Annotated in this window: 8 protein-coding genes and 2 pseudogenes; 9 read left to right on the top strand and 1 reads right to left on the bottom strand. The window is 41.6% G+C overall.

Annotation, left to right across the window (positions count from 1 at the left end):
* Nucleotides 1–81 precede the first annotated feature (81 nt).
* Nucleotides 82–312, top strand: coding sequence for a hypothetical protein (locus tag C6347_RS17105; RefSeq protein ID WP_003214314.1), 231 nt, complete (start codon nt 82–84; stop codon nt 310–312).
* Here C6347_RS17105 and C6347_RS17100 read toward each other — a convergent pair.
* Complete coding sequence (locus C6347_RS17100; RefSeq protein ID WP_223251465.1) at nt 293–715, bottom strand: DUF2283 domain-containing protein; 423 nt, start codon at nt 713–715, stop codon at nt 293–295. The two genes, C6347_RS17105 and C6347_RS17100, sit on opposite strands and share 20 nt — an antisense overlap.
* A 272-nt stretch (nt 716–987) precedes the next feature.
* Here C6347_RS17100 and pcrB point away from each other — a divergent pair, with 272 nt between their 5' ends.
* The 8 genes and pseudogenes from pcrB (at nt 988) to C6347_RS19715 (ending at nt 13,108) form a co-directional block, all read left to right on the top strand.
* On the top strand, nt 988–1,680 hold the full coding sequence (gene pcrB, locus C6347_RS17095; protein WP_060595697.1) for a heptaprenylglyceryl phosphate synthase: 693 nt from the start codon (nt 988–990) through the stop codon (nt 1,678–1,680).
* Between the two features lie 57 nt (nt 1,681–1,737).
* Nucleotides 1,738–3,960 carry a DNA helicase PcrA gene (gene pcrA / locus C6347_RS17090; protein WP_060595698.1) on the top strand — a complete coding sequence of 741 codons (2,223 nt, stop codon included), beginning with the start codon at nt 1,738–1,740 and terminating at the stop codon, nt 3,958–3,960.
* A gap of 44 nt (nt 3,961–4,004) precedes the next feature.
* Entirely contained in the window at nt 4,005–6,011 is a 2,007-nt protein-coding gene (gene ligA / locus C6347_RS17085) for an NAD-dependent DNA ligase LigA (RefSeq protein WP_106071896.1), read from the top strand.
* Nucleotides 6,012–6,026: 15 nt separating this feature from the next.
* Entirely contained in the window at nt 6,027–7,214 is a 1,188-nt protein-coding gene (locus C6347_RS17080; RefSeq protein ID WP_060595700.1) for a CamS family sex pheromone protein, read from the top strand.
* Nucleotides 7,215–7,347: 133 nt separating this feature from the next.
* Entirely contained in the window at nt 7,348–8,547 is a 1,200-nt protein-coding gene (locus tag C6347_RS17075; protein WP_060595701.1) for an MFS transporter, read from the top strand.
* A 91-nt stretch (nt 8,548–8,638) separates the two neighbouring features.
* Nucleotides 8,639–9,928 (top strand): annotated as a pseudogene (locus C6347_RS19725) (condensation domain-containing protein); the annotation flags it as partial.
* A pseudogene (locus C6347_RS19720) lies at nt 9,923–11,200 on the top strand (non-ribosomal peptide synthetase); the annotation flags it as partial. The pseudogenes C6347_RS19725 and C6347_RS19720, both read left to right, overlap by 6 nt.
* Nucleotides 11,177–13,108: a condensation domain-containing protein gene (locus C6347_RS19715; RefSeq protein WP_483861156.1), complete on the top strand. Its 1,932-nt coding sequence runs from the start codon at nt 11,177–11,179 to the stop codon at nt 13,106–13,108. The pseudogene C6347_RS19720 and the gene C6347_RS19715, both read left to right, overlap by 24 nt.
* Nucleotides 13,109–13,127: the final 19 nt, after the last annotated feature.

The following is a 13,127-nucleotide window of genomic DNA, read 5'->3' as shown; positions in this document are numbered from 1 at the left end:
AACCACTTCAACAGATTGTGACGTTTAGAAATAAAAAGGCGGGGTAACTTACAAATAAGATCATAAGGGGAGGGAACATACATGAATAAGCGTCCAAATGCGTATGTACTTGCAGGATTAGGGGTTGGTGGTGCTGTGTTATTAGCGGTAAAAAATAAACAGCATCTCAAAAAATGGGCAAGCATGTTCCGCTCAGATGAAAAGATTCCTGAAAAAGCCGGACACCCTGATCCATTAGATATTCAAGACAACAAGATGGTCGATGAAGGGGCCATGACATCCGTCCATTATTTCAATGAAGTGAGACAATAGTTTGAAAAAACCGTTTTGACCATTCAAAACGGTTTTTTCTTGTCTTTCTTTTGACGTTATATCGAAGAGGATCGACAATCGTAAAACCGATCAGCCCTTTGTGATCAGGCGTCGAGAATTGAATTTCAATGCCCGATAAATGATAGGTTGAGAGAACTTCCTGATCCGTAAAACGTAACGAAAGCTCGTCCTCATAAACGGGTGCATGCTTCAAAACCTCGGCTTCTTCTGCAAATAGCTCCAGCCCAGCCACTCGGCCCTCTTTATCAATATCTGCATTCACACATTCATTTACGTCAAATTCAATGGTTTCTTTGATTGTTCCGATTCTAGGCGGGATGAGATCAATGTATCCGATGTCGATCGTTTGATCATATGTGATGGTTCTTTTCAAATCATTCACCTGCTTATTAGATAGTAAAATGTTCCTTTATTGTATAATATCATGTGATGAGACGAAGCAGCTCGCATTTCAGTTCAGTATTAATATATTTATCTCCCTTAGTCCTCTTGAAGTGGATCTTTTCACATAGTCTCCATTAGCCTCATTTAGAGTTAAAATCGTCCATTTTCAAAAGAATGAAACTTTTAGCTGAAGGAGGTTACCCATTTTTTGCGGTCACTGATTTTGTTATAATATTTAAATGGAATGAAACGAATGGAGGAACGTTTTTCATGTATGATGTTACCGAGTGGAAGCATGTCTTTAAACTCGATCCAAATAAAGAAATATCCGATGAACAGCTGGAGGCGATTTGTGAATCTGGTACGGATGCCATATTGATTGGCGGCAGTGACAATGTGACAGAGGACAATGTGCTCCAATTGATGTCAAAGGTCCGCCGATTTCTTGTGCCATGTGTGCTCGAAATCTCAACACATGAGATGATTGTGCCGGGCTTCGATCTGTATTTCATCCCGACCGTCTTAAACAGCTCTCATCCTGATTGGATTGTTGGGCTTCATAAGGACGCGATGAAGGAATTCGGTGATTTGATGTCAATGGAAGAGATTGTGCCTGAAGGCTATGTTATTTTAAATGAAGAGTGTAAAGCGGCCAAGCTCACAGAGGCAAATACAGCGCTGGACATCGATGACGTAAGGGCATATGCAAGAGTGGCAGAGCATTTGATGAAGCTGCCCATTTTTTATCTAGAATACAGCGGAACGCTTGGAGATATAGAGCTTGTGAAAGAAACAAAAGCAGTGCTTCATGAAACGGTCCTTTTTTATGGCGGGGGCATTGAAAACGCGAAGCAGGCAACAGACTTTGCGCAGCATGCAGACGTGGTTGTTGTAGGAAACGTCATTTATGACAATTTCAAAGAAGCATTAAAGACAGTGGGCGCAGTCAAAAAGTCATCATAGTCAAACAAGACGAAACGGGTTAAAATAGAACATAAGTTCGAATTGGCGGTGAATGGAATGAATGAAATATCGAATCATCTATTAGAAGGGCTGAATGACGCGCAGAAAGAAGCGGTCAAAGCAACAGACGGTCCCCTCCTCTTGATGGCAGGAGCAGGAAGCGGAAAGACACGGGTGCTCACACATCGAATTGCCTACTTAATGGCCGAAAAGCATGTGGCTCCGTGGAACATTTTAGCGATTACGTTTACAAATAAAGCAGCACGTGAAATGCGTGAGCGTGTACAAGCCATTTTAGGGCCTGGTGCCGATGACATTTGGATCTCTACGTTCCACAGCATGTGTGTGCGCATTTTACGACGCGATATTGACCGTATTGGTGTGAATCGCAACTTCTCTATATTAGACACATCTGATCAGCTTTCAGTCATAAAAAATATTCTGAAAGAACGAAATATCGATCCTAAAAAGTTTGATCCACGCAGCATTTTAGGTTCAATCAGCAGTGCAAAAAACGAACTCATAGACGCAGAGGAATACGCCAAAACAGCTGGTGATTTCTATGATCAAGTGGTCAGCGACGTCTATACAGATTATCAAAAACGGTTACTCAAAAACCAATCACTCGATTTTGATGATTTAATTATGATGACGATTCGTCTGTTTGAGCGCATCCCTGAAGTATTAGAACACTATCAGCGGAAATTCCAATACATTCATGTCGATGAGTATCAGGATACGAACAGAGCGCAGTACATGCTTGTGAAACTGCTCGCTCAGCGTTTTCAAAATATATGTGTTGTCGGTGACTCGGATCAGTCCATTTACCGCTGGCGCGGAGCGGATATTACAAACATTCTCTCCTTTGAAAAAGATTATCCGTCCAGTGAAGTGATTCTGCTTGAGCAAAATTACAGATCGACTAAACGTATTCTAAATGCCGCAAACACGGTGATCCAAAACAATTCAAACCGTAAGCCGAAAAATCTTTGGACAGAAAATGATGAAGGAGCGAAGATTGCCTATTACCGTGCAGATAATGAATTCGGTGAAGGTCAATTTGTTGCTGGAAAGATTCATCAGCTTCATCAGAGCGGTAAGCGTAAATTATCCGATTTTGCGATTCTTTATCGAACCAATGCCCAGTCTCGTGTCATAGAGGAAACATTATTGAAGTCAAACATTCAATACAACATTGTCGGCGGCACGAAGTTCTATGACAGGAAAGAGATCAAGGACATTTTGGCATACTTACGCCTAGTAGCTAACCCAGATGACGACATTAGCTTTGCACGTATTGTCAACGTACCAAAGCGTGGAATCGGTGCAACATCTGTTGATAAAATCGCAGCATATGCGGAGATGAATGACCTGTCTATGTTTGAAGCGCTTGGTCAGGTAGATTTCATTGGACTCAGTGCAAGGGCAGCCAATGCGCTTGATGAGTTCAAACAGCTCATTGATCAAATGACGAACATGCAGGATTATTTATCTGTCACAGAATTAACAGAAGAAATCCTAGAGAAAACAGGCTATCGTGAAGCACTGAAGGTTGAAAAAACGATTGAAGCACAAAGCCGTCTAGAAAATATTGACGAGTTTCTCTCCGTCACTAAGAACTTTGAAGAACAAAATGAAGACAAGTCTCTCGTGACTTTCCTGACAGATCTCGCCCTCGTCGCAGACATTGATAAGCTGGATGAGAATGAGGAAGAAGATCAGGATGCCGTCATCTTAATGACTCTTCATGCTGCAAAAGGTCTAGAATTCCCTGTTGTTTTCTTAATGGGCATGGAGGAAGGTGTTTTCCCGCACAGCCGTTCATTAATGGAAGATGCAGAGATGGAAGAAGAGCGCCGCCTTGCCTATGTAGGCATCACACGGGCGGAAGAAGAGCTTTATTTATCAAGTGCCAAGATGAGAACACTCTTCGGCCGGACAAACATGAACCTTGAATCAAGATTCATTCGAGAAATACCAGCCGATTTATTGGACAACCTAAATGAGAAGAAAGAAACGAAAACACCGTTTGGCCAAACAAGAGAAAGACCGCAAAGACGGGGACCTGTCTCACGTCCGCAAACTCAAACCATTCAAAACACAGGCGGCGGAAGTATTGGCTGGGCTGTGGGTGATAAAGCGGCTCATAAAAAATGGGGCGTTGGAACGGTTGTGAGTGTAAAAGGCAGTGGAGACAGCACAGAGCTTGATATTGCCTTCCCAAGCCCTACAGGCATTAAGCGTCTTCTCGCAGCATTTGCGCCAATTGAGAAGCAATAAACCGATAGCACTTATAAAACGGATGAATTGAAAGGAAGAAGCAGATGGATAAAGAAGCAGCGAAACGCCGGATCGAGGAACTGCACCAGATTTTGAACCAATACAACTACGAATATCATACACTTGATCGTCCAAGTGTTCCTGACGCTGAATATGATGCGCGGATGCGTGAGCTGATCTCTTTAGAGGAAGAGCACCCTGATTTAAAAGCAGCGGACTCCCCTTCACAAAGAGTAGGAGGCGCTGTGTTAGACGCCTTCCAAAAAGTGCGTCACGGCACACCGATGCTCAGCCTCGGGAATGCGTTTAATGAACAGGACCTTCTTGATTTTGACCGACGGGTTCGTCAAGCAGTTGGTGACGATGTCGCATACAATGTCGAGCTGAAAATTGACGGACTCGCTGTTTCTCTCCGTTATGAAAACGGTGTGTTTGTCCGAGGTGCCACGCGTGGAGATGGGACAACGGGTGAGGATATTACTGAAAACCTCAAAACCATTCGTTCCATCCCGCTCAAAATCAAACGTCCTCTGTCGATTGAAGTGAGAGGCGAGGCATTTATGCCAAAACCTTCTTTTGAAGCATTAAATGAAAAAAGATTACAAAACGAAGAAGAGCCGTTTGCGAACCCGCGTAATGCGGCTGCAGGCTCGCTTCGTCAGCTTGATACGAAAATTGCGGCGAAACGAAACCTTGATATCTTCGTCTACAGTATAGCGGAGCTTGATGAAATCGGTGTTGAATCGCAAAGCGAGGGACTTGATCTTCTCGACGAACTTGGCTTTAAAACGAACAAAGAAAGACGGATGTGCCACACGATTGAAGAAGTGATCGACCTCATTGAAACATTGAAAACGAAGCGTGCCGATTTTTCATATGAAATCGATGGAATTGTGATCAAAGTCGATTCGTTAGCTCAGCAGGAAGAGCTCGGCTTTACAGCAAAAAGTCCACGCTGGGCTGTTGCGTACAAATTTCCGGCCGAAGAAGTCGTGACGAAGCTGATTGATATTGAACTAAGTGTTGGGCGTACTGGCGTCATCACACCAACAGCGATTCTTGAGCCTGTAAAAGTGGCAGGAACGACAGTGCAGCGTGCTTCTCTTCATAATGAAGATTTGATCAAAGAGAAGGATATCCGCCTTTTTGATCAAGTGATTGTCAAAAAAGCGGGCGATATTATCCCAGAGGTTGCAGGGGTCCTTGTTGATCAGCGAACAGGAGAAGAAAAGCCGTTTCACATGCCGACTGAATGTCCAGAGTGTCAAAGTGAGCTGGTCAGAATTGAAGGAGAAGTTGCGCTTCGGTGCATCAATCCACAATGCCCCGCTCAAATACGTGAAGGACTCATTCACTTTGTGTCTCGTAATGCGATGAATATTGATGGGCTAGGCGAGCGAGTCATTACACAACTTTTCAAAGAACAGCTTGTCTCTCGTGTATCAGACCTTTACCGTTTAACAAAAGAAGAGTTGATTCAGCTAGAACGAATGGGCGAGAAATCAGTCGATAACTTACTGCGTTCGATCGAGCAATCGAAAGAAAACTCTCTTGAACGGTTATTATTTGGACTCGGTATTCGATTTATTGGTTCTAAAGCAGCGAAGACGTTGGCCATGCACTTTGAGGATATCGATCAGTTAAAACAAGCAACGAAAGAACAATTACTTGAAGTAGATGAAATTGGTGAAAAAATGGCCGATGCAGTCGTCACGTACTTTGAGAAAGAAGAAATTCTCAACCTGCTAAATGAACTAAAAGAGCTTGGGGTCAATATGACCTATACAGGACCAAAGCCGGTGAAGGTTGAAGAAAGTGATTCCTATTTTGCAGGCAAAACCATTGTACTGACAGGGAAATTAGAAGAAATGGCCCGAAACGATGCAAAAGCAGCGATCGAAGCATTAGGCGGCAAACTGGCAGGTAGTGTGAGTAAAAAAACAGATTTAGTCATTGCCGGAGAAGCAGCGGGAAGTAAGCTGACAAAGGCAGAAGAACTCAATATTGAAATTTGGGACGAAGCTAAAATGCTCGAGGAGCTAAAGAAATAAGAGGAGTGTTTTCTATTGAAAAAGTTGTTATTGCTGCTGACAATGCTCACACTGGTATTGTCAGCGTGTGCACCTTTTGGGGGAAAGGAAGAGGAAGAGGTCACACAAAAAACGGATGAAACGAAGGAAACAGCCATCATCCCGATGTACAATATCTCTGACTCCTATTACAAAATGGTGCTGCCGTTTAAACAAGGGGCTGCGCGAGGGTTAACAGCAGAGCGTCTCAACACACGCCTGGACATCGATGAATTTGAAACAGGACTTATGCGCCTTGCAACAGAGTCATTTAATACAAACGACTATCTTTTCCAAGAAGGACAGCATTTAGATGAGGACACCGTTCTCAGCTGGCTGTCGCGCAAAAAAACAGGCAGTGATCTGAAAAAGGCAGAAAAAGAAGATAAAGACTTTAAGAATCTCGGCTTAAACCCAGCTCTTCCAAACTCAGGTTCAACAAAGTCTAAAAATGAAAATAGTCCAATTTACTTAGCTTCGATGCTAGAACATAATTACTTAATTCGAAAAGATAAAAACAGCTTACAGCTTGGCGGAGTTGTCATTGGTCTTGCACTGAACTCTGTTTATTATTACCGTGAAAATATCGGTGACCCGCAGCAAGAGGTGACGATCGATTCATCGAAAAGTTCAAAGAAACTTTTGGCAGAAGGTGAAAAAATCGCTGAACAAGTGATCAAACGAATTCGTCAAATGGATGGACTGCAAAAAGTGCCTGTCATGATTGCACTTTATAAGCAAGCACCAAAATCATCTATCGTTCCAGGAAACTTTATCGCCAAAACGGATGTGAAAGCAGGCTCAGCTGATATCGGCAATTGGGATACGATCAAAGAGGAGAATGTCTTCTTCCCTTCAGATAATGCGAAAGGCAACTACAAAGATGATTCCGAGCGATTTGACCGCTTCAAAACAAAAGTCGAAGACTACTTCCCGAATTACACTGGTGTCGTAGGAAAAGGCTTTTACAAAAACGGCAACCTGCAAAAAATGAAAGTCGAAATTCCAATGCAGTTCTATGGAAAAACGGAAGTTGTAGCCTTCACGCAATATTTAACAGGTGAAGTCATGGATTACTATAAGAGTACCAATATCGAAATTAACATCACATCTTCTGATCAACAAGAAGCCCTGATCACGAAAAATGCTGAAGACAAAGAACCAACTGTTCATATATATGACTAAATAAAAACCGCCTATTGGCGGTTTTTTAAATTAGGTAAAATGTATCAAGTTATGAAAATATTGTTATAAAAAGTAGAAGTGTAGAAAAAAATGTATTATTATGGGTGATAATGAAGAGAAAATGGAGATCAATATGAAAAACAAATCATTTTACTTTTTATTAGGGGGACAATCCCTAGCTAATTTTGGGGATTCGCTATATGTCCTCGTTCTGACCATCCTGACATATCAATTAACAAATTCTACACTGATTGCTTCAATGGTGGCTGTTTCGCAGTTTGTTGGACAAGCCCTTGGAGCGGTACTCATTCCTTTCTTTATGTATCAATTTAAGCTGAAAAGACTCATTATCTATTTGCAAATGTGTCAAATTGCTTTCTTCGGTTGCTTGATTTTCATTTATATTCTACAACTATCAACTTTTACTATTCCTTTCTTTTTTATCATTGTATTTTTCCTGTCTTTGATAGATGGAGGAACCATTCCTGTTCGAAATTCGATGATCCCGCGTTTAGTAGAAAAGAACTTTTTACTAAAAGCCAATAGTTATATCTTAACTTCTGATCAAATTGTTCTTTTACTAGGCTGGCTTTTAGGAGGGCTGTTTATTGGTATTCTTGGACCGCAGTTTCTCCTATTGACGACACTTGTTTTATACAGTTTGTCGCTCATATCTATGCTCTTTATGATTGATACTGGGGCTGCAGCTAAACAAGAGCAACAGTCTGAATCATTTGCTACAAGGGTCTTTTCAGGGTGGAAGCTCATGTATGAAAAGCCAACTATTCGAACATTAACGGTTTTAGAAATGCTATCCATGAGCGGTAGAAGTATCTGGACTGGAGCCATTATCCTTGTGTATGTCACAGAAGTCTTACACCAGCCTGAAACATGGTGGGGATTTATTAACGCAAGCTATTTTGGCGGAACCATTCTAGGCGGCCTGCTCGTGCTGCGGTTCGCAAAGCATGTGGAACAGCGTTTGTTTGATCACATTTTTTACAGTTCGGTGATCGTAGCTGTGCTAACCCTTTGCTTAGGATTGAATCATTCAGCATGGATGAGTTTGTTGTTTGTCTTTTTATTAGGGCCAGCTTTTCAGCTTCGCAGCATTTCTATTCGTACCTATGTACAAGATACACTGAGTGAAATTGAATTGCCCAAAATACTGTCAGCTCAACATACACTATCAACTTTTATATACGGAATGTCCATCCTTGTTATGAGCACCATGACCGATCTCTTTGGGGCAAGAGTCGTCTTTTTTATAAACGTTGCTCTGTTTACTGTGTCGGCTTTCCTAGCGTCTAGATTAAAAAATGAACAAATTTAGACATTTTATCTCAATTATTTACAAAAATACCGTTATATGATTTAATATGTTCGTAGAAATGTTAACTATATGAAAAGTAGAGGTGGCGTAATTGACTAGTAGTTTAGTATATTGGCCATTAACACATCCGCAGCGGCGCGTGATGAACATGGAAACATTTTATCCAGAAACACCGATCAATCATATTGGCGGTATCATTTTCGTCAATGGGCCGTTGCAGCTTGATAAACTGAAGCAGGCCATTGCATCTTGTATCATGATGACAGAATCTCTTCGTCTCAAGCTAGTAGAGAAAGATGGTGAGACGCTTCAATACGTTGATCCAAACGCCGATAATCCAATTCCTGCCTATGAGTTTTCCACACATGAAGACATGCTAGAATGGGCCGAAAAAGCCTTCAAAACACCATTTCAATTAACAGAAACCCCTCTCGCCGAATTTGCTGTATTAAAAGTCGGTGAACAACAATCCGGTTATTTCATCAAATGCCATCATACAGTAGCAGATGGATGGTCGATGAAAGTAATCATCGATAAAATTAGCCAGCTTTACACTGCTCTTACCCAAAGCTCCTCTATCGAACAAGAAGCAGACAATCATTCTGTATTTATTGATAAAGAATCAAAATATATGAACTCCCCAAGATTTAAAAAAGATCAGCAATTTTGGAAAGAAACATTATCTGATGTGTCTGATAGTTATTTGGTACAGGGAACTGACCAAATCAAAGGCCATCGGCACAGCCATTACCTTGATCGACAACTCTCAGAACGAATCTATGAATTTATAGATACCCATCATTGTTCAATCAACTCTTTATTTACTTTAGGACTCTTCGTTTACTTGCATAAAAGATACCAGCAAAAAGATTTTATTATTGGGACGCCAGTTCTCAATCGTTCCGGACAAAAGGAAAAAGCCACGTCCGGTATGACCGTCAGTACAATGCCATATCGAATGAAGATCGATCCTCATCTATCTTTGTTAGAAAGTCTGACAGACGTTCAAAAAAGCTATAAGGCTTACTTTCTGCATCAGCGTTATCCTTATGATGCACTTGTCAAAGATTTAGAGCTTGCCAAAGCAGGATATGATCAGCTTTTTCAAATCTATATCAACTCCTACAGCACAAATATGGTGCAGGAGATGGAAGGATACAAAGTTGAATACATAGAGCTTTACAATGGCTTCCAGCCATATGGCTTACAAGTTGCTGTGAAAGAATGGGATGAAAAAGGGCAAATCGAACTTCAATATGACTACAAGATCTCAGATTACAGCAATGAAGACATCGACTTTCTACACGAAAGAATGCTTCTCTTTGTCGAAACCATACTCGCTCAGCCAAAGCAGCTGTTAAAAGACGTACTTCTCATGACAGAAGACGAGGAACATCGAGAGCTATATCAATGGAACGACACGGGCGTACTATTTCCACAGAAACAAAAAATCCATGAATTGATCACAGACATGTCAAAGTCTTCTCCTGATCGAATCGCGCTTCAGGACGGATCTCATATCATGACATACGGTGAACTTGAGAGAAAAACCAATCAAATGGCGCGTTTTCTACAAACACATGGCTTACAGAGACATGACTTTGTTGCAGTATGTATGAATCATTCACCAGAACTTATTGTGCTGCTGCTGGGGATTTTAAAGGCTGGAGGTGCATATGTTCCGATTGATCCTGAGTATCCGCAGGAACGCATTCAGTTTATTTTGGATGACAGCCAGGCAAAACTGTTTTTCACAGATCACGCATCTGCATACCATTTTAATGGCGGTACGTACAATATCTACAACGTGTGGGATCAGTTGGCTCAGTATGATGCGGAACATCCATTCATTGGGGATGCTGAAGACGTCGCATATATGATTTATACGTCTGGCTCTACAGGACAGCCAAAGGGAGTCATGATTGAGCACAGAAGCTTAGTAAACTATATTATGTCTGCCAAAACACATTATACTGATTCACCAGATGATCATTTTGCCTTGTATTCATCCATTGCATTTGATTTAACTGTGACATCCATTTATACGCCATTGGTCATTGGCAGTACAGTGGTGATCTATCGTCAAGAGGATCAGCCAGGCTTTTTATTAGAACATATTTTGTTTGATCAAAAAGCAAAAGTCATCAAGCTGACACCAGCTCATATGGCACTGTTAACAGATGCTGCACTTTCTCAATCAGTTGTGAAACGGATGATTGTGGGCGGGGAACAATTATCGACCGCTTTGGCCAAAAGAATCACAGAGGCAAGTGATGGAAGGATATCCATCTTTAATGAATATGGACCAACTGAAGCAACCGTCGGCTGTATGATTCATCAATTCCATCAAGATGATGGGGGGACATCGGTGTCAATTGGTGTGCCAATGCCAAATACAGAGATTTACCTTTTAGATGAGAATCAGCAAGCCGTGCTTCCTGGGACAGTAGGAGAAATCTATATTTCAGGTGCGGGTGTTGGCAGAGGGTATTGGCAAAGACCTGATTTGCAAGAATCGCGCTTTCTGCCCAATCCATTTGTAAACGATCGCCGCATGTATCGAACAGGTGATATAGCCAAACGAGCAAATGATGGAAAGATTGATTACATTGGCAGGATTGATCATCAAATCAAGCTGCGAGGCTACCGGATTGAGCTGGGAGAAATTGAACTTGCACTTATGGCACTTGAAGAAGTTGATAAAGCAGCTGTCATTGATCTAACCGATGAATCTGGAGAAAAACAGCTGGCTGCTTATATTGAATTGAAAGAAAAAGAGCTGACGTCCTTTTTACTTAGAAAGAAATTATCAGATCAGCTTCCAGCTTATATGGTACCTGCCTATTTTGTTTTACTAGATGAGCTTCCGCTTACTCAAAATGGGAAAATCAATCGGACAGCACTGCCTGATCCATTGTTGTCTCAAGTGGAAACAGCCGTTGAATGGTCCAAGGAAACAGCGGACATTGAAGAGATCATAGTAGATACAGCAAAAGACATCTTAGGGCATGAAACGATCGAACCGGCTGATCATTTTTATCAGCTTGGCGGTGACTCCATTAAGGCGATTCAATTTATTGCGAAGTTAAAAGACAAAGGACTCTATTTAAAAACCAAAGATCTTTTTACGTATCCCATTTTTAGAGAAATGGCACAAGTCGTTCAGCAGGAACCTGTCTTACATATTTCACAAGAGCAGGCTGCGGGCGATGTGAAATCGATCCCAATCATCGAATGGTTCTGGTCCCAGCGGTTAAAAGATGAACATTTTTGGCATCAATCCATCATTGTTCATTCAAATAAAAAGATGGATGAAAGAATCGTGCAGGATGCTTTAAAAGAGCTCGTCATTCATCACGACGGACTAAGGTTAAAAGTACATGAGGCAACAAACACGCTTCATTATGATGAAGACATTCAGGGTATTCCGCTGATGATCCACGATTTTACGGCATTGTCAGAAGAGAATGTGGAAGAAGCGCTACAAGAAGTAGGGTGTCAGGTCAAGCAAAGAACTCATCTTTATCAAGGACCATTGATTCAGGCAGCGCTTTGTCAAACTGCTTTTCAATCACATCTCATTTTTGCCGCCCATCATCTTTTAGCTGATGGTATGTCATGGCAAATTCTTGTGGAGGACTTGATTCAATTATTGCATGCAGAGAAGGTCACAGCTGAAGTGCTTCCGCCTAAAACCCATTCCTATCAAACATTTACAGAGCGGGTGAACGAGTATGCAGTATCAGAGGAGGTAAAAGAGTCGCTCAGCTATTGGCAAAAAGCGGTGCAGGATATTCAGCCTCTGTATCCAGTTTCTTCAAATGAGGGATATGTCAGAGACGAAGTCAAATTAACCAAGGCATTATCAGTGGAGCTCACGGATCAATTGATCAATCAAGCGAATAAAGCGTATCAAACGCAGCCTCACGAACTGTTAATTTCAGCCTTAACGCAAGCCTGTTATCAGCAAACGAATCAAAAGAGGATTTCTTTGGAATTAGAAGGTCATGGCAGGGATGCTGTAGAGGACGATATCGATGTATCTAGAACGTTCGGCTGGTTCACCACCATGTATCCTGTGAATGTTCATGTGTCTGAATCTCTCTCAGATCACATACGAGCTGTCAAAGAAACGATACGCGAAGTGCCAAATAAAGGTGCAGACTATGGGCTGCTCTCACTCATCAATAGGCAGCTTCCTAATCATTCAGCGCCGCAATTACGCTTTAACTATCTAGGTGAAATTGATCAAGTGCTGAAACAATCATCTGATTATGAGATGACTTACTTTACATCGGGGATTGATTCGTCATTGGATAATCCATTAACAACCGTCATCGATATGGTCGCTACCATCAAGGGTGGTCAGCTGATATTCCATCTTTCTTTTAGCGAAAAACAGCTGCGTGAAACAGACATGACGCAGCTATTGCAAGCGGTAGAGCAGCAAATTGAGCGTTTGGTACAGCATTGCTTAGAGAAAGAAGGAATCGAATTTACACCGTCTGATTTTGAAACAGTGGATATGTCTCTTGAAGAAATGGATTCATTATTTACATGAGGAAAAATCAGTATGTTAT

The sequence above is a fragment of the Bacillus sp. NMTD17 genome, assembly GCF_002998735.1.
Classification (GTDB): Bacteria; Bacillota; Bacilli; order Bacillales; family Bacillaceae; genus Bacillus.
Note: the sequence above shows the minus strand (reverse complement) of the source record. Positions and strands in the feature narration are given on the sequence as shown.

Bases quoted from the DNA above. Each gene is read 5' to 3' on its own strand.
- C6347_RS17105 (WP_003214314.1), top strand. From the start codon at position 82: ATGAATAAGCGTCCAAATGCGTATGTACTTGCAGGATTAGGGGTTGGT.
- pcrB (WP_060595697.1), top strand. From the start codon at position 988: ATGTATGATGTTACCGAGTGGAAGCATGTCTTTAAACTCGATCCAAAT.
- pcrA (WP_060595698.1), top strand. From the start codon at position 1,738: ATGAATGAAATATCGAATCATCTATTAGAAGGGCTGAATGACGCGCAG.
- ligA (WP_106071896.1), top strand. From the start codon at position 4,005: ATGGATAAAGAAGCAGCGAAACGCCGGATCGAGGAACTGCACCAGATT.
- C6347_RS17075 (WP_060595701.1), top strand. From the start codon at position 7,348: ATGAAAAACAAATCATTTTACTTTTTATTAGGGGGACAATCCCTAGCT.